Here is a 17,707-nt window from a genome sequence, read left to right as displayed (position 1 = left end):
ACTAAAAATATTTTCGCCACGAAGCTAGCAGAGCAAAAAAATGAAATAATTGAAAATATTGCAAATCATATTCTTGAAATAACGAGAAAAATTAAATACCCGGCCACCTCATTTTTTAAATCTGAATATAATCATCTACTCAAATTTTACGTTCAAAAAAGTGCGTCAATTATAAACAAACTCGACCCAAAATAAATTAATTTTAAATTAACCCAGGCCCCCGAGGATAAAATGGCGGCAATCAGCCTGCTTTTAATCGCTTTTGACACAAGCTCGATTGACGCTTATTGCTCGGCACAAACCAAAAAACGCCCAATTAAACTTGAGTTTGCCGGAAAATCCAGAGAAGAAATGGTCAGGCTGGCCTATGTATTGAACCATGTAAAATTCCGATCCAATCTTGTCGAACTGAATTTATCAGGCTGTATTTTTGACCGGAGCACTTTTTTCGAAATTATGGCTCACCTGAAAAAATATCCGTCACTAACATTATTCAATTTATCCAATGCCAAGATATGTAGAGACCTCGGCTTAACTGAGTACGCACAAGAACTTCAAAAACTAAATAAATTAATGCCAAATTTAAAAATAATTGTAGACTCCCCCCAAACCTGAGATCGTGCATGAAGGTCACTAATATCAAAATCGGTTGTTTTCTGATCGATGTTGTGATTGATCGGGGCGTTGTCGAGCACCACTATCGTCGTCAGACCGGGGGTGCTTCCCAGCGCGATCTGCTCAAGGAATTGCACGACATCGGGGGAGACATCGACGTCGCTGCCCTCAACTTGTGCCGCTGAATGAACTAACCCCAAGAAATTGGACGGTAAAAATCTAGCGGGCTACCAAGGCCTGAGTCCTGTACTAAACGGGACTCAGGCCTTTCAGTTTCTGCTTGATGCGTTCGTGGTTGTAGTAGTGAATGTATCGATCGAATACGCCCCACAACGGCTCAACGCAAGTAAAGCGTTCGAGCCTGAAGCAGGCTGACTTGAACCTGCCAAAGAAGCTTTCCATGGCGGCGTTATCGAGGCAGTTACCTTTGCGAGAGATGCTCTGCGTCAGCTTTTTGTCGGCCAGCAAACGGCGATAGACAAGCATGCGATATTGCCAGCCTTGATCGGAATGTAGCAGTGGCCGCTCCTTGCATTTGAGTGCCCCAAACGCCTTCTTCAGCATGCTGTTCAATAGTGCGAAGCTGGGTCGCCGGTCCAGCTGACAGGCGATGATCTCGCCGTTATACAGATTCATCACGGGTGGCAGATACAGTTTTTACCCGTCCACATTGAATTCCTTCACGTCCGTCACCCATTTCTGATTGGGGCGTTCGGCTTCAAATTGGCGCTTCAGCAGATTCGGGGCGGCCTGACCGACTTCGCCGTGCCAGGAGCAATATTTCTTCGGGCGCACCGCGAATTCCAACTGAAGCTGCTGCATCAGTCGTTGAATCTTCTTTCTGTTGATCAATGGTCCTGTCTGGCGGATCGTGCCGGTGATGCGCCGATAGCCATAGCAGCCCCGGTGATGATCGTAGATGCGTCGAATCTCCGCTTTCAGACCCGCGTGCCGGCTCCCTCAGCAAGTACCTTGAGCTGATAGTAGAACGTGCTACGTGCCATTCCGGCTACCTTGAGCAAAAGAGGCAACGGGTGTGTCTCTCTGAACGCCTGAACTATTTGCGCTTTTTCTTTGACGCTGCTTGCCGTTTCGTCTGCAGCAGCGCATCGAGTTTTTTTAGGTACACCAGCTCCGCGCGCAGATACTCAATTTCGTTAAGCAGTTGTTCGCGGCTACGGGTATCCAGCTCGGATTCCGTCGGTGTGGCTTGGGCTGGCAATGAATTCGACATCTCGGGATGGGCGCCCTTCGAACGGGGCAATAGCGCAAGGAAGCCGCCCTCATGTACTAACGTTTCCAACGGGCGATGGCACCAGGATCACGGATACCCAGTATCGATCTCATCTCCGTGGCCGACCGCGTCTCTCGCTGCATGCGCTCCAGCACTTTCAGCTTGAACTCAACGCTGTACTCAGTGTGGCCCTTACGTCGTAGTCCTGCCTCGCCATGTAACCGGTACTCGGCTACCCACTGCCGCGCAAGCGCCCAGCCCACGCTATTCGCTTTGGCAACGGCGCGAAGGCCTGCGCTTCCCTCTAAATATTGCTTGACTACCTTGAGCTGCAATCGCTCATCGTGTCTCGTCATGAAAAACACCCCATAGGTTGAATCAATGTCCAACTCATGGAGTTTAAATTAAGTAATTCTTATCGATATTTCGCATGTCTCTCACCAGCAGCTAGCATATCTTCGGAACGATCTGGATTTCCTTGTTACTTAGTCAGCACTTGGTAGGCAATGCCGCAGCAATCTTCCGCGGTCCGGGTTTTTATAAAAACCCAATCCGGCCAGCCTGCCAACACCCTCGTTCCCAGTTTTTAAGACTTCAACAAATATGCCTAAAACTCCGCCGAAGTTGAACCGATTCGAAGGTACGAAGCGCTACGAGCCTTACCCCTCCTCGCAACCGGACCATGGTATGCAGCAAAGTACAACCTTGTCTGCGGGATCTACCGGAACACATCAGGAGCGAGCCGGGACCCAGCCAAGGCTTAACGCCCACTCTGGAACGTCGTTATCAACTCGCTCCAGCGAAGCGCCGCCGTCCAATGGTCCAAGAAGTGGGACACACGAAGTGTCTATGAACGTTCAGGAGGCTACGCCCGCGACAGGCAATTGCGTGAAAGACCAGGAAACACTGCTGACGACAGCCCCCTATTTATTTACTCCAGATGAATGTGATCAGATAAAAGATGGAGGCCGGACTGCGGCGAATAGAGTCATCCAACGCCACGCTACGCTGAAGGCGCTCGGTTTCGAGAATGCCAGCATTGCAAACATGGTGAGGCGAAAAAATGGCCCCACTATCCTGAACGCTGTGATCCAACAGTTTCCGCAGCTTCGCTATCTGGGCTACACGCTCGCCGACATTAAAAAGATCGCAACAGGCCAAGATGGCGACAGTACGCTGGCGAATGTCGTAAAGCACCACACCAGGCTCGCGTATCTGGGATACACGCACACTGATATTGTTGGCAAGGCGACAGGGGAAAATCCACGCAAACAACTGGAGACGACCACCGAAAACCCGGAAGCAACTGCTGGTGCTGTCGACTGCAAGGGGAACCCACTTCTCAGCCTGACGGATGGCGAAATTGACAAGCTTCTGACAATCTCCGGAGGCAAATTCGCGCTTGACGCCATCTATAGGCGTGGCTATGACCTCACCCAGCCGCCCCTGTCATTCACGTCCGCCCAGATTTTCAGGATCGCTTCAAAGCGGGGAGGAGGTCATACACTGGAGACGCTCTGGAATCGGCGACAGTCCCTTGTCGACAAAGGATATTCAGCAAACCATATTTATTCCATTTTGAAGAATATACCCTCTGGTGGTTCCGTCTTACTATATCGCCTTGATACTTTGCATAGCGAATTTTTAGCGCTGGGTTATTCGATTGGTCTCCTCGTCAGAATAGCCAAACGGCATTCCCAGTCGACCATGCTTCAATACATTCGGTCTAATCAGATCAATGCGGGTAGCGCCATTGGACAGCGCCTGATCAAGGAAAACCCAACGGTGCTGGAGCTTACAGCGCTGGAGGCCATCCTGGCGCTGGCGACGCAGGCTCCAGCACACAGGCAGGAACAGGCCACGAGACTCGTGTCGCTGCCAGTACAGGTCCCCAGCGAACAGTCAGGGGCCTTGGCTCATTCAGCAAATCTGGGGCTGCCAAACGCCAATTCGACGTTTCCCCGCACGCTATCAAGCAACACCTGAAACAAACAGCTAAAAAGAAGTGCCGCAAAAGAGGAATAATTCGCACTACGTAGCGCCTGCGCTGGCCCACAACACGCTTTCCGCCGGGATACTGTCGGCCAGTCTGGCCGCTCTCCCGAACCATAAGGTTCTGGAACCAGCCCCGCTGAGGACGCCCTATCAGCAAGAACAAAAGCTATTTGATGTGGCTTCCAGTTTATCTGGCAAAACACAGCACGCGAAAAATTCGTAGCTAGCTAAAATTTCTTCATATGACCACCTCCCCTATTAATCCCGATTCTCCCCGCTCTTCATTAAGCAGGTCCAATGACCAGCCAAAGATCCATTCGAGAAATGAGCTAACCGGCGCACTCGGGGAGCAATCCGCAAGCCTGGAATTCACGCAAACGCTGAAGCCTCGTGCGACCACTACCGTTTCCGGCGTAGTTAGCCTCGGGACACAACACACATCGCCGCAACAAGTGTCTACCGGAGAACCCCGGGCCTCAACGGACACCCCCATTCAGGACGCGTTACACAGCTTCCCCAGCCAGTCGCAATCCGATGCAAACGAGGCTCCGCAAGGCGGCCACGAATCGCAACAACGACATCCTCTCGCACCCCAGGCGGGAAATGCTGTAGATCCGGCGGTTGTCCGACCTCCCAACATCTTTGTTGAAGAACTACAGCAACGCCAGCCAATCTCATCCGGTCCTAACCATCCCGCTCACACGTTCAGCCCGTCACCGGGCAACACGTCAAACGCGATCGAAGCGGAGAGACAGCAGCTGCGAGATCAGCAAATGCAGTGGATACAGCAAACACTGGAGAGGCTAGATCAGCAAATGCAGTGGATACAGCAAACACTGGAGAGACGAGATCAGCAAATGCAGCAGATGCAGCAGATGCAGCAGATGCAGCAGATGCTGGAGAGGCTAGATCAGCAAATGCAGTGGATACAGCACACACTGGAGATACGAGATCAGCAAATGCAGTGGATGCAGCAGATGCAGCAGATGCAGCAGGAGCAGCAGGTGGTACTGCAGGAGGTACAGCAGGTGGTACTGCAGGTGGTACTGCAGACGATACAGCAGGTGGGACAAGGGACGATACAGCTGCGGGAGCAGATGCAGCAGTTATTGCAGCACGAAGGCCGCGAATCCATGGAACCCGGCATAAGCCCAAACACACTCAACCCGTCCACGTCCGGCTCTCTGTCGCAAGCCGTGATTCGCTGGTTCCCTAATCTGTCTGCAGAAGATCAAACTCAGCTCAGCACGACATGGTCTGAATTAACCCAGCCCCCCGCCGCGACAATTGAAGAAGCCCGTGCATTCACCCGGTTTCTTGACCGTTTGAGCAAGACCCTCAACGCCACAGAAAACTCCTGCTTCGAGCACGTAGTGCGCGAGTGGCTCAAGGATCTCGCCAGACCCGAAAACGCAGCCCTCCGAAAAACGGTCTTTGCGCTCGCGGTGGATGCGACCTCAAGCTGTGAAGATCGCGTGATGCTTAGCTTTGTTTCGATGCGTGAAGCTCAAGTGGTGTTCGACGTCGGCCATGGTCGGTACGACACAGTGCTCCCCGAGTTGATCGAGCGGCTTCGCGGAATGTTCCGGATCGAGCAGCTAACCCAGATTGCGAAGGACACAACTCTCAAGCTAAAACAACAACTCAAAGAAGCACAGCAGAACGGGCGCGATCTCCGCAAGACAATCGATGAAATCGAGGTGCATCTGGACTATCTGGTGAATCTGTGTGAGCCGCTGAATCTTCCACTGGGTTTCAGCCGCGCACGATACATCAAGCTTTCGGGCGTTACCCAGAATGACCGGGACGCCGCTCTCACAGCAGTCAGGGCCCGGGAAGAGAATGATTTCCCAGTCTGGTTCCAGATCTCCGAGCCGTGGCTGGCCATGCTGAAGCGCTTTAACCCTGAGGCCGTTGAACGCGCTCAGGAGCAGGTGCTTAAACAGCATCCTGATGAGCTAGCCAAACAACTGGAGACGCTCGGACTAACGGACCATAAGGACGCGGCCTATGTGGATGCCGCACGGCAACTCGGCCCGAAGGTGATGCGGCAATTGCAGGCCAAGCTGCTCCGTGAGCCCGCGCTCCAGTACATCAGCTCCTGCTCGAAGGACCAGCAACTCGAGCTAAAAGCGCTGTTTGCTGGTCACGCTGCGGCGACGCGCTAAACGGCACTGCACACTGGCGCACCGTGGGCGGGGGCTTCCACGGCGCGACGCCGTGCACTCACCATACGAACAGGAGACTGCGAGCACGCGCAGCGTCGCAGCCGAATCGCGCCAGCACGAAAACGCCAAAGGCTGGAACGGCGTGCATTTATTTGAGCACGGCTGATACCCCGGAGGATTTTTTCTGCTCAACCTACGGCCGAAGCGCTGAAAGACCGGACCGAAAAGCGTGACATCGCGCCGCAATTTATCCAGCCCGGGAAGCCACAACAAAATGCCGCCCAAACCCCATCAACCCATGGCGGAAGGCAGCAGGAATCGAACCTGCCAGGGAATGTCTGACACCCCCTACTGGGTTTGAAGACCGATACCACTGTACGAACAATCAGTTGACAGGCTTGACACCCCTTATTTCATAAGGGCGTCACCTTCTGACGACGCTGTAAATGCGTACAGTAGTACGCCATTTTACGGCAGAAAAACCCACACTTTTTTCCCGCGCTCGAAAAAGTTCGGGGCATTTTTTTCATCTGCGGAGCGCAATTCGCACCCCACCGGTTTCGCCAGCGCATCCGAATCCGCGAATTCAGGCAGCTCACCTAGCTCCAGCGCGACTTTTCCCGACCGGGCGCCTAAATGCAAACGATCCTGCCAGCTGACCCGTGCTCCGTTGCCATTCGCCCAGATGTTCAGCCACTCCACAAGATGGCCAGTGCGCAGCCACTCGCCTGTCCGCGCCCGCGCAACCAGCTGCCCCGCCACCAGGCAACACAGCCGTTCGGCGCGGGCTTCGTCGTCAAGGTTATTCAAACGGGTCATCTATCGTTCGCTACGTGGATGAATGAACAGCACGCGAAATTCTGATTCTACGTGCGCCAGGCACGACCTGACGGGCCATCCTTATCGATATTCTGCGTGTCTCTCGCCAGCGGCTGGCAAACTTCCGGAACGATCTAGATTGCCGGGTTACTCAGCCGTCACTTGCGAAGCAATGCTGCCGCGATTTTTCGCGGTCCGGGTTTTTATAAAAACCACATCCAGCCTACAAATACCCCCATTTCCAGTTTTTAAGACTTCAACAAATATGACTAAAAATTCGCCGAGCTCGAGCCGCCAACCATACGGTAGGGACCGCTACGGGCCTTATACCTCCCCCCAGCAGGCGAACACCGGAGCGACGAACACCGGAGCACCACTTCAGCAGCGAGCCGGGACCCCGCCAGGGTTTGACGCCCTCTCTGGAAAGCCGTTATCAACTTGCTCCAGCGAAGCGCGGCCGTCCAATGTCCGAAGAAGTGAGACACGCGAAGTGTCTACGAACGTCGGGGAGGCTACGCCCGCGACAGGCCATAGTGTGAATGACCCAAAAAAACTGATGGCGTCCCCCTATTCGTTTACTCCAGTTGAATATCTCCTGATAGAAAGCGCAGGCTTGCGTGTGACGAATAGCCTCATGAACCGCCGCCACGCTGAGCTGATGAAGCTCGGCTTCACGAATGCCAGTATTGCGAAGATGGTGAGGCAAAAAAGGGCCTGCACTATCCTGAACGCCGTGATCCGGATGTTTCCGCACCTTCGCTATCTGGGCTACACGCTCGCCGACATTGAAAAGATCGCCGACATTGAAAAGATCGCCGACATTGAAAAGACCGCCGACATTGAAAAGATCGAAACAGGCCAATATCGCAACACTATACTGGCGAATGTCGTAAAGCACCACGCTAGGCTCGCGTATCTGGGATACACGCACACTGATATTTTTAGCAAGGCGACAGGGGAAAATCCACGCAAACAACTGGAGACGACCACCGAAAACCCGGAAGCAACTGCTGGTGCTGTCGACCGCAATGGGAACCCACTTCCCAGCCTGACGGATGACGAAATTGACAAGCTTCTGACAATCTCCGGAGGCAAATTCGCGCTTGATGTCATCTATATGCGTGGCTATGACCTCACCCAGCCGCCCCTGTCATTCACGTCCGCCCAGATTCTCAGGATCGCTTCAAATCCCGGAGGAAGTCATACATTGGAGATGCTCTGGAATCGGCGACAGTCCCTTGTCGACAAGGGATATTCTTCATGCCTGATTTATTCTATTTTGAAGAGGGTGCCCCATGGTGGTTCCGGCTTACTAGATCGCCTTGATACTCGGCACAGCGAATTTTTAGCGCTGGGTTATTCGATTGATCACCTCGTCACAATAACCAAACGGAAGAACCACCCAACCACGCTTCAATCCATTCTGTCTAATAAGATCAATGCGGGTAGCGCCATTGGACAGCGCCTGATCAACGAAAACCCAACTGTGCTGGAGCTTAAAGCAGCGCTGGTCGCCCCCCCGGAGCAGGCAAAAAAGCTGCTTACACAACAGCAAGAGGCGGCCACGCAACTCCCGCGGCCTGCGCTGCAGGTACAGGTCACGGGCGAGCGACCCATGAACTTCGGCCATTCAGCGGATCTTGAATCAAACGGCAATTTGACGTCGCCTGCAGACTATTCAGTACACCCTGCAAACAGGCACAAAGAAGCGCCGCACATCCCGGATAACCCCGATCAAGACGCGTTCCTGCCGACTCAAACCACGCCCCCTGTGCCCCCTGTCGAGAACCAGCAAACCCGCCAGGGGGCGCTGAATGATGCATCCACATGGCCGAACTTGTCCGGGCAGCCTGCGCAAAAATATGATTGCTTGAAGCAGTCATGGCTGACACCTGTTCTGCAGCCCCATAAACTGGCCACCCACCCGTTCTTACTAATGCCCAATATGCCAGAACGGGTGCTGTTTAACCTTAATCCAGTTTTGTCTGGCTTGACCAGTACAGACTATCAGCAAAGCAGCGCAGCACTGGTTCAAACAGATACGTTCAATGGCATGGTCACGCCACCCGGGGATATAACCGATCGTGCCTCACATTCACCAGACGCGCCCCTGATCGGGTTCACGAATTCTGACTGGCAGCCCATCGATGACTGGGAGCAGTTCATTGGCAAAACGGAATAGGGCTTTCGTTCACGAGTCGCTGACACACCCTGAAAGTTGAACGGCGCACGCCCTATCCTGGTGGCGGAACCTTGATAAAGTTCATCAACCACCTTTCGCCCACCTATTGCCCGCCGCACACTCGCTGCGCTTCCCGCGCATAGGCCTGCAGCGCCGCTACTTTGCGCGCAGCCCGGTCTCCGTCTGCCGCGACGCCAAGAAGCGCGCCAGCACTCGCTGCGTCAAGTTCGGCGTTTCCGTCTCCATCAGCTCCGGCGGAGGCGCTGCCAGCACCGGGCACGCCACCGCCACCGGTTGAATCACAGCGTGCGGCGACGCGCAGCCGCACAGCACCAGCACGCACGTCGGCGCGCAACGCATCCATTGTCTTTTTCGCATCGCTATTTTCCCTCCGGTACTGGCTCTCGAGTGCTCCAATCTCCGCGGTTGCGCGCGCCGTTTCCCGCTGCGCAGCACCCGCTGCTGACACAGCCTCATCGGATATCGTCTTCATCACCGCGGCATGCCGGGTGCGAATCGCCGCGAGCTGCGCACCCAGTCTCCATTGCTGGCCAACGCCCGCCACGATGCCGCCCACCACCGCCGCTGCGGCAAGTGCCATCATTGTTTTACCGGGCATCCGGCACCCCGCCCTTCTTGCCGGGCAACCTGCCGACGAACTTCTGCACCGCCGCCTCCAGCACAGACTGGCCCAGAATCCCGAGTGCGGAGGCCACCCCGGTCAGCGCGACTGGCGTCAGGTCATGAAACATCACGAGCGCCGCGCCAGCGCTGGTCGAAAGCGCAGCGCCAATGATCATTCGCCCCATCACGATGCGTGCTGACATGCGCTCGCCTCCCACCAGAAGCTTGCCGAGCGCAATCACGGCGCCAATGATGAACAGCGTCAGCAACTCCTTTTCGTTTTCGTTCAGCTGCATCTCACGTGCTCCCGTTTTTCATCATCGTGGCCAGGCGCTGCGCCCGTGCGCCTACCTGCACTGCCCACTTCGACGCCAGCATGCCGTCTGCCGCACGCCTGTATTCACCGTGCTGTGTCGCGGCAAGCGTGCTGGTAAATGTCAGCAGGCCCGCGCCCAGGTTGAATGCCATGTTCAGCAGCACACGCTGGCGCACCGCGTCGAGCTGGCGCCACCACGCCAGATTGCGGTCGAGCCATTCAGCCGTCCGGTCAACGTCAAGCTGCAGCATCGCATCACACTCAGCGTCCGAAATGCCGACGTCGGTCAGGTTTCGCCCAACGCCAATCGTCGTTTTGCCAACCGTGTCGAGATACGGCTTCAGTCGCCGACCTTCGTCGCGGTCTAGTTCCGCCAGCAGCATCGGCAAGTCAAATTTTTCAGGCATATCAGTCTCCAGATGTCATGTCGTAAATGAAAGAACCCGGCGCAGTGGCCGGGTTCGGTGGGGCAAGTCGAGATCATTTCATCGATTCGGGGCGTTCGCCTCCCTGCAGCTCAATCACAAAACTGCAAGTCGTAAAAAATCCACCCGGGCGGGTTGTTAAAATACGGCATTGCCGTATAATTTCGCTATGTTATTGACGATCATCGAGACCCAGACATTCCAGCACTATGCCGCTGGCATATGGCGCGAAAATGAGCGCCATGAGTTCATCAAATGGATTGCAGGCAATCCGCTAGCCGGAGATGTGATTCCGGGAACCGGCGGCTTGCGCAAGGTTCGCTGGGGGCGCGCCGGAATGGGAAAGCGTGGCGGTGCCCGCGTTATTTATTACAACCTGCTGGACGACGGAAAAATCTGGTTGCTCATTGTTTATACGAAGTCAAAATTTGACAACCTGCCAGCCGTTTTCCTGAATCAACTTCGCGAGGAAATTAACCATGGCGGATAAAGAACTGGAGCAGTTCAAAACCGATTTACTGCAATCGGTTCGGGATATGAAGGCAGGTCGCGCTGCTCACACCACTGTAGTTGAGCCGACTGTCGCTGCCCTTGCCCGTGCAAAAGCAGGTCTGTCGCAAAGCGCATTCGCGGCATTGCTCGGCGTCTCGGCGCGCACCCTGCAAGACTGGGAGCAGGGACGCCGCAACCCGACCGGAGCGGCTCAGACTCTTCTGCGTGTAGCGGTGAAACACCCAGAAGCGCTGCGCGACCTGATGCCCGTCTGATCACGAAAAAGACCTGCAAATAGAACTTGCACCGCTGCGCACCGACCTCACGCGTTTAAAGCGAATGCCCGGCGTCATCACGGCAGGCATCGCCGCGCTCGTTCTCAAAGCATTTTTCTGAATTTCAGGTGCCCAAAAAATGACCCCGGTCGCGCTCGCGTACCGGGGTTGCTTGCTGCGGCTCCGTGCCTGGCTATTTTGTAGCGGCAGGCTTCGGCGCTATTGCGTTGGCTATCGACTGAATCTGCTCGTTGAGCAGATAGGCATCGGGCGTTCTCAAGTCCGCACCCAGGTGCTCGAAATCAATACCGGGCGTCACTTTCCCGTCCCTGTCAACGTCGCACAGCGGACTACCAATTCCGCCAACGATACCGAGACTGGAATTGTTCGCCGCCATCGTCAGCGCGGCGATAAGCGCATTGGCAGCCGTGAATCCAGTCGGCGCGTCGCAAGTCATCATGGGCATCACAGCCGACACCCGCTTTCCAGCCACGGCAGCTCGCTGGACAAACACCGCCAGATCCCGGGCGAACTGTTCTGCCGCCTCGCCCTGTCCTGGAGAATCAGCCCGGCTAACCATATCGTCGAGCTGGAAATTAACAATCATCCACTCACTCGGGTCCGTTTTGAACTGGTCCGGCGTCGGCGGCAGTCCATTGTTTTCGCCCATTACGATCTGATGAAGTGTCGTGCCATCCATCACGCGCGGCGTAACCGTGACCGGCAGCCCATTGGCTTCAATCGCCCGTTTTAGCGCCTGCGCAGTCGCCTCCGCATCGGCCATGCTCTGGCTACCCTGCACGCCCTAGGCACGCGCGACAGCGCCGCTTGATGCGGAAATAATCGGCGCGCCATACATCGAAAGCGCCAGAGGTTTCGTGGCCGGGGTACCTGAATCGCCCCCACCGCCGCAGGCAGACAGCACGAGGGATGCAAGGATGGCCGAAACCGTTGTGGCTGGAAGTATTCTTTTCACGACTTTTCTCTCAGTGAATTTGTAGTTTTATGCAGCGCAAAAATCTATCACACCGCGGTCCTGGCGTGCGCGAACAATGCATGCGATTGACACCCACTCTATGCACACCGAATCAGTTAACAATGCCCGTCGCATTGAGAACCATAAACCGGTAGCGGGTGGACTCCCTGAATCCGGTAAAAAACCCCTGCTGTGAGTAATAGCGGTGAAATTCCCATGCAATATCACCACCAGAAATCGAAACTGCCGACATCACACAGCTATCCATCGCGCTATTGCCATTGCCCGCGCCGTTCATGTGATGTGCTGACCACATCCCCGCGATGAGAACCGGGAACTCATACTGCTTAGACTGCCGGTTTTCACTGGGAAATGTCGTGCCGCCCGTTCCATCCCAGCCTTCGCCGCCAATATAGGCACCCTCAATCACGTCGACCACCTGCGCAAACGGTGTACACGCATCAAACAGCAGGTTTGTCCCATCCTCGGTAAAAAGCTGTGCGCCAAAGCCGCTGTCCGTGGGGTTCGACCGATACCACTGTACGAACAATCAGTTGACAGGCTTGACACCCCTTATTTCATAAGGGCGTCACCTTCTGACGACGCTGTAAATGCGTACAGTAGTACGCCATTTTACGGCAGAAAAACCCACACTTTTTTCCCGCGCTCGAAAAAGTTCGGGGCATTTTTTTCATCTGCGGAGCGCAATTCGCACCCCACCGGTTTCGCCAGCGCATCCGAATCCGCGAATTCAGGCAGCTCACCTAGCTCCAGCGCGACTTTTCCCGACCGGGCGCCTAAATGCAAACGATCCTGCCAGCTGACCCGTGCTCCGTTGCCATTCGCCCAGATGTTCAGCCACTCCACAAGATGGCCAGTGCGCAGCCACTCGCCTGTCCGCGCCCGCGCAACCAGCTGCCCCGCCACCAGGCAACACAGCCGTTCGGCGCGGGCTTCGTCGTCAAGGTTATTCAAACGGGTCATCTATCGTTCGCTACGTGGATGAATGAACAGCACGCGAAATTCTGATTCTACGTGCGCCAGGCACGACCTGACGGGCCATCCTTATCGATATTCTGCGTGTCTCTCGCCAGCGGCTGGCAAACTTCCGGAACGATCTAGATTGCCGGGTTACTCAGCCGTCACTTGCGAAGCAATGCTGCCGCGATTTTTCGCGGTCCGGGTTTTTATAAAAACCACATCCAGCCTACAAATACCCCCATTTCCAGTTTTTAAGACTTCAACAAATATGACTAAAAATTCGCCGAGCTCGAGCCGCCAACCATACGGTAGGGACCGCTACGGGCCTTATACCTCCCCCCAGCAGGCGAACACCGGAGCGACGAACACCGGAGCACCACTTCAGCAGCGAGCCGGGACCCCGCCAGGGTTTGACGCCCTCTCTGGAAAGCCGTTATCAACTTGCTCCAGCGAAGCGCGGCCGTCCAATGTCCGAAGAAGTGAGACACGCGAAGTGTCTACGAACGTCGGGGAGGCTACGCCCGCGACAGGCCATAGTGTGAATGACCAGGAAACACTGCTGACGAGAGCCCCCTATTTTTTGACTCCAGAAGAATATGCTCTGATAAAAGGTGGAGGCCTAACTGTGGCGAAGAGCGTCATCCAACACCACGTTACGCTGAAGGCGCTCGGTTTCGGGAATGCCAGCATTGCAAACATGGTGGGGCGAAAAAATGGCTCCGCTATCCTGAGGGCCGTGATCGATAACTATCAGGGGCTTAGCAGCCTGGGCTACACGCTCGCCGACATTGAAAAGATCGTAGCAAGAAAAAATGACGGCAGCACGCCGGCGAATGTCGTAAAGCACCACACCAGGCTCGCGTATCTGAAATACACGTTCGCTGATATTTTTGACAAGGCGACAGGGGAAAATCCACTCCAACAACTGGAGACGACCACCGAAAATCCGGAAGCAACCGCTAACGCTGTCGCTGTCGACGGCAAGGGGAAGCCACTTCCCAGCCTGACGGATGACGAGATTGACAAGCTTCTGACAATCTCCGGAGGCAAATTCGCGCTTGATGTCATCTATATGCGTGGCTATGACCTCACCCAGCCGCCTCTGTCATTCACTTCCGCCCAGATTCTCAGGATCGCTTCAAATCCCGGAGGAAGTCATACATTGGAGATGCTCTGGAATCGGCGACAGTCCCTTGTCGACAAGGGATATTCTTCATGCCTGATTTATTCTATTTTGAAGAGGGTGCCCCATGGTGGTTCCGGCTTACTAGATCGCCTTGATACTCGGCACAGCGAATTTTTAGCGCTGGGTTATTCGATTGATCACCTCGTCACAATAACCAAACGGAAGAACCCCCCAACCACGCTTCAATCCATTCTGTCTAATAAGATCAATGCGGGTAGCGCCATTGGACAGCGCCTGATCAACGAAAACCTAACTGTGCTGGAACTTAAAGCGCTGGTCGCCCCCCCGGAGCAGGCAAAAAAGCTGCTTACACAACAGCAAGAGGCGGCCACGCAACTCCCGCGGCCTGCGCTGCAGGTACAGGTCACGGGCGAGCGACCCATGAACTTCGTCCCTTCAGCGGATCTTGAATCAAACGGCAATTTGACGTCGCCTGCAGACTATTCAGTACACCCTGCAAACAGGCACAAAGAAGCGCCGCACATCCCGGATAACCCCTATCAAGACGCGTTCCTGCCGACTCAAACCACGCCGCCTGTTGAGAACCAGCAAACCCGCCAGGGGGCGCTGAATGATGCATCCACATGGCCGAACTTGTCCGGGCAGCCTGCGCAAGAATATGATTGCTTGACGCAGTCATGGCTGACACCTGTTCTGCAGCCCCATGAACTGGCCACCCACCCGTTCTTACTAATGCCCAATATGCCAGAACAGGTGCTGTTTAACCTTAATCCAGTTTTGTCTGGCTTGACCAGTACAGACTATCAGCAAAGCAGCGCAGCACTGGTTCAAACAGATACGTTCAATGGCATGGTCACGCCACCCGGGGATATAACCGATCGTGCCTCACATTCACTAGACACGCCCCTGATCGGGTTCACGAATTCTGGCTCAGGAGACTGGCAGCCCATCGATGACTGGGAGCAGTTCATTGGCAAAACGGAATAGGGCTTTCGTTCACGAGTCGCTGACACACCCTGAAAGTTGAACGGCGCACGCCCTATCCTGGTGGCGGAACCTTGATAAAGTTCATCAACCACCTTTCGCCCACCTATTGCCCGCCGCACACTCGCTGCGCTTCCCGCGCATAGGCCTGCAGCGCCGCTACTTTGCGCGCAGCCCGGTCTCCGTCTGCCGCGACGCCAAGAAGCGCGCCAGCACTCGCTGCGTCAAGTTCGGCGTTTCCGTCTCCATCAGCTCCGGCGGAGGCGCTGCCAGCACCGGGCACGCCACCGCCACCGGTTGAATCACAGCGTGCGGCGACGCGCAGCCGCACAGCACCAGCACGCACGTCGGCGCGCAACGCATCCATTGTCTTTTTCGCATCGCTATTTTCCCTCCGGTACTGGCTCTCGAGTGCTCCAATCTCCGCGGTTGCGCGCGCCGTTTCCCGCTGCGCAGCACCCGCTGCTGACACAGCCTCGCTCGCGTACCGGGGTTGCTTGCTGCGGCTCCGTGCCTGGCTATTTTGTAGCGGCAGGCTTCGGCGCTATTGCGTTGGCTATCGACTGAATCTGCTCGTTGAGCAGATAGGCATCGGGCGTTCTCAAGTCCGCACCCAGGTGCTCGAAATCAATACCGGGCGTCACTTTCCCGTCCCTGTCAACGTCGCACAGCGGACTACCAATTCCGCCAACGATACCGAGACTGGAATTGTTCGCCGCCATCGTCAGCGCGGCGATAAGCGCATTGGCAGCCGTGAATCCAGTCGGCGCGTCGCAAGTCATCATGGGCATCACAGCCGACACCCGCTTTCCAGCCACGGCAGCTCGCTGGACAAACACCGCCAGATCCCGGGCGAACTGTTCTGCCGCCTCGCCCTGTCCTGGAGAATCAGCCCGGCTAACCATATCGTCGAGCTGGAAATTAACAATCATCCACTCACTCGGGTCCGTTTTGAACTGGTCCGGCGTCGGCGGCAGTCCATTGTTTTCGCCCATTACGATCTGATGAAGTGTCGTGCCATCCATCACGCGCGGCGTAACCGTGACCGGCAGCCCATTGGCTTCAATCGCCCGTTTTAGCGCCTGCGCAGTCGCCTCCGCATCGGCCATGCTCTGGCTACCCTGCACGCCCTGGGCACGCGCGACAGCGCCGCTTGATGCGGAAATAATCGGCGCGCCATACATCGAAAGCGCCAGAGGTTTCGTGGCCGGGGTACCTGAATCGCCCCCACCGCCGCAGGCAGACAGCACGAGGGATGCAAGGATGGCCGAAACCGTTGTGGCTGGAAGTATTCTTTTCACGACTTTTCTCTCAGTGAATTTGTAGTTTTATGCAGCGCAAAAATCTATCACACCGCGGTCCTGGCGTGCGCGAACAATGCATGCGATTGACACCCACTCTATGCACACCGAATCAGTTAACAATGCCCGTCGCATTGAGAACCATAAACCGGTAGCGGGTGGACTCCCTGAATCCGGTAAAAAACCCCTGCTGTGAGTAATAGCGGTGAAATTCCCATGCAATATCACCACCAGAAATCGAAACTGCCGACATCACACAGCTATCCATCGCGCTATTGCCATTGCCCGCGCCGTTCATGTGATGTGCTGGCCACATCCCCGCGATGAGAACCGGGAACTCATACTGCTTAGACTGCCGGTTTTCACTGGGAAATGTCGTGCCGCCCGTTCCATCCCAGCCTTCGCCGCCAATATAGGCACCCTCAATCACGTCGACCACCTGCGCAAACGGTGTACACGCATCAAACAGCAGGTTTGTCCCATCCTCGGTAAAAAGCTGTGCGCCAAAGCCGCTGTCCGTGGGGTTCGCCCGGTCAAACACAAAAAAGTGGATCGTCGTTGGTGCCGCAGAAATAAACTCGGCGGTAAATATTTTTCCGTCCCCGCTCCGGTTAAATTTCCACGGCGTCACCATCACCCCGTTATCGGCCGTGAAGGCGAATAGCGGATTTTCAGCGGTGAATGTGAATTTGCACCAGAAGAATTTCCCATAAAACTGCGCCCCCTGATTGTTATAGACAGTCGCCAGACTCGTCACGCCTGTTGCCGCGCTTTGCCGGTTCACCAGTTGAAGCAGCACGCTTTCATTGTCGATCTGGAAAGACCCGTCATCGTGAATCACTTCTATGCCAGCAGGCATCAGAACACTCCTGCAAGTAGCCAGCCCGTGACTGGATTTGACGGGCCAGATGCTACATCGCTATAGCGCCACGTCACGCCCTGCTCATCCAGGGTGATGATCGGAATGGGTGTCACGTGGTTGATGTGCCTGAACATAAAATCGGGCTGGAATGACCAGAACGGCTTGCCTGCGGATTTCGCCAGATCAAGCGGCTCCCGCCCAGGCGTCCCATTGAGGTGAATCATTTTCCTGATCCGCCCGGCACGGGTTGTCGTATCAAAAAGCACGTTACCGCGCTCGTCCCAGATCTGCATCCCGCATATCCACTCCTC

General features: G+C 55.4%; 19 protein-coding genes and 1 pseudogene. 8 read left to right on the top strand and 12 right to left on the bottom strand.

Annotated features, from left to right (window positions below; all coding sequences use genetic code 11):
* Positions 1-231 precede the first annotated feature (231 nt).
* Both GH656_RS15105 and GH656_RS15100 read left to right on the top strand, forming a co-directional pair.
* A complete protein-coding gene (locus tag GH656_RS15105; RefSeq protein ID WP_153076887.1) occupies positions 232-615 on the top strand; it encodes a hypothetical protein in 384 nt (127 codons plus the stop codon).
* A gap of 8 nt (positions 616-623) precedes the next feature.
* Positions 624-800: a hypothetical protein gene (locus tag GH656_RS15100; RefSeq protein WP_153076886.1), complete on the top strand. Its 177-nt coding sequence runs from the start codon at positions 624-626 to the stop codon at positions 798-800.
* Between the two features lie 64 nt (positions 801-864).
* Here GH656_RS15100 and GH656_RS15095 read toward each other — a convergent pair.
* Positions 865-2,205 (bottom strand): annotated as a pseudogene (locus tag GH656_RS15095) (IS3 family transposase).
* 532 nt (positions 2,206-2,737) lie between these two features.
* Here GH656_RS15095 and GH656_RS15090 point away from each other — a divergent pair.
* Complete coding sequence (locus GH656_RS15090; RefSeq protein ID WP_153076885.1) at positions 2,738-3,835, top strand: hypothetical protein; 1,098 nt, start codon at positions 2,738-2,740, stop codon at positions 3,833-3,835.
* A 251-nt stretch (positions 3,836-4,086) separates the two neighbouring features.
* Positions 4,087-6,012, top strand: a complete 1,926-nt coding sequence (locus GH656_RS15085; RefSeq protein WP_153076884.1) for an NEL-type E3 ubiquitin ligase domain-containing protein — start codon at positions 4,087-4,089, stop codon at positions 6,010-6,012.
* A gap of 468 nt (positions 6,013-6,480) precedes the next feature.
* Here GH656_RS15085 and GH656_RS15080 read toward each other — a convergent pair whose 3' ends face one another.
* Positions 6,481-6,714: a hypothetical protein gene (locus tag GH656_RS15080; protein ID WP_153076875.1), complete on the bottom strand. Its 234-nt coding sequence runs from the start codon at positions 6,712-6,714 to the stop codon at positions 6,481-6,483.
* Positions 6,715-7,366: 652 nt separating this feature from the next.
* Between GH656_RS15080 and GH656_RS15075 the strand changes: the two genes are divergently transcribed.
* Positions 7,367-9,013: a hypothetical protein gene (locus GH656_RS15075; protein WP_153076883.1), complete on the top strand. Its 1,647-nt coding sequence runs from the start codon at positions 7,367-7,369 to the stop codon at positions 9,011-9,013.
* A gap of 103 nt (positions 9,014-9,116) precedes the next feature.
* Here the strand turns inward: GH656_RS15075 and GH656_RS15070 are convergent, their stop codons facing one another.
* The 3 genes from GH656_RS15070 to GH656_RS15060 are packed head-to-tail and all read right to left on the bottom strand — an operon-like array spanning position 9,117 to position 10,360.
* Positions 9,117-9,632, bottom strand: coding sequence for a lysis system i-spanin subunit Rz (locus GH656_RS15070; protein ID WP_153076882.1), 516 nt, complete (start codon positions 9,630-9,632; stop codon positions 9,117-9,119).
* Positions 9,622-9,933: a phage holin family protein gene (locus GH656_RS15065; protein ID WP_153076881.1), complete on the bottom strand. Its 312-nt coding sequence runs from the start codon at positions 9,931-9,933 to the stop codon at positions 9,622-9,624. The genes GH656_RS15070 and GH656_RS15065 overlap by 11 nt, the downstream gene beginning before the upstream one ends.
* Before the next feature lies 1 nt (position 9,934).
* Complete coding sequence (locus GH656_RS15060; RefSeq protein WP_153076880.1) at positions 9,935-10,360, bottom strand: glycoside hydrolase family protein; 426 nt, start codon at positions 10,358-10,360, stop codon at positions 9,935-9,937.
* A 187-nt stretch (positions 10,361-10,547) separates the two neighbouring features.
* On the opposite strand from GH656_RS15060, the gene GH656_RS15055 reads away from it, so the two are divergent.
* Entirely contained in the window at positions 10,548-10,868 is a 321-nt protein-coding gene (locus GH656_RS15055) for a transcriptional regulator (RefSeq protein WP_153076879.1), read from the top strand.
* Positions 10,858-11,145 (top strand): helix-turn-helix domain-containing protein, encoded by a 288-nt coding sequence (locus GH656_RS15050; protein ID WP_153076878.1) that lies wholly within the window; start codon positions 10,858-10,860, stop codon positions 11,143-11,145. The genes GH656_RS15055 and GH656_RS15050 overlap by 11 nt, the downstream gene beginning before the upstream one ends.
* A 193-nt stretch (positions 11,146-11,338) precedes the next feature.
* Here the strand turns inward: GH656_RS15050 and GH656_RS15045 are convergent, their stop codons facing one another.
* From GH656_RS15045 to GH656_RS15035, 3 genes are all read right to left on the bottom strand, one after another.
* Positions 11,339-11,929 carry a hypothetical protein gene (locus GH656_RS15045; RefSeq protein WP_153076877.1) on the bottom strand — a complete coding sequence of 197 codons (591 nt, stop codon included), beginning with the start codon at positions 11,927-11,929 and terminating at the stop codon, positions 11,339-11,341.
* A gap of 304 nt (positions 11,930-12,233) precedes the next feature.
* Positions 12,234-12,671, bottom strand: coding sequence for a hypothetical protein (locus GH656_RS15040; protein ID WP_153076876.1), 438 nt, complete (start codon positions 12,669-12,671; stop codon positions 12,234-12,236).
* Positions 12,672-12,754: 83 nt separating this feature from the next.
* Entirely contained in the window at positions 12,755-12,988 is a 234-nt protein-coding gene (locus GH656_RS15035) for a hypothetical protein (protein WP_153076875.1), read from the bottom strand.
* 652 nt (positions 12,989-13,640) lie between these two features.
* On the opposite strand from GH656_RS15035, the gene GH656_RS15030 reads away from it, so the two are divergent.
* Entirely contained in the window at positions 13,641-15,236 is a 1,596-nt protein-coding gene (locus GH656_RS15030; protein ID WP_153076874.1) for a hypothetical protein, read from the top strand.
* A gap of 103 nt (positions 15,237-15,339) precedes the next feature.
* Here the strand turns inward: GH656_RS15030 and GH656_RS15025 are convergent, their stop codons facing one another.
* The 4 genes from GH656_RS15025 to GH656_RS15010 form a co-directional block, all read right to left on the bottom strand.
* Positions 15,340-15,705: a lysis system i-spanin subunit Rz gene (locus tag GH656_RS15025; RefSeq protein ID WP_174769798.1), complete on the bottom strand. Its 366-nt coding sequence runs from the start codon at positions 15,703-15,705 to the stop codon at positions 15,340-15,342.
* A 46-nt stretch (positions 15,706-15,751) separates the two neighbouring features.
* Positions 15,752-16,534 carry a hypothetical protein gene (locus GH656_RS15020; protein ID WP_153076872.1) on the bottom strand — a complete coding sequence of 261 codons (783 nt, stop codon included), beginning with the start codon at positions 16,532-16,534 and terminating at the stop codon, positions 15,752-15,754.
* A gap of 112 nt (positions 16,535-16,646) precedes the next feature.
* A complete protein-coding gene (locus GH656_RS15015; protein ID WP_153076871.1) occupies positions 16,647-17,375 on the bottom strand; it encodes a hypothetical protein in 729 nt (242 codons plus the stop codon).
* A 17-nt stretch (positions 17,376-17,392) separates the two neighbouring features.
* The gene (locus GH656_RS15010; RefSeq protein ID WP_246184327.1) at positions 17,393-17,689 is read right to left on the bottom strand and encodes a hypothetical protein; all 297 of its coding nucleotides are present in this window, start codon (positions 17,687-17,689) and stop codon (positions 17,393-17,395) included.
* Positions 17,690-17,707: the final 18 nt, after the last annotated feature.

The sequence above is a fragment of the Paraburkholderia bonniea genome (genome assembly GCF_009455625.1).
In the GTDB taxonomy this organism is placed as follows: Bacteria; Pseudomonadota; Gammaproteobacteria; order Burkholderiales; family Burkholderiaceae; genus Paraburkholderia; species Paraburkholderia bonniea.
This window is presented reverse-complemented; position numbering and strand designations above follow the sequence as displayed.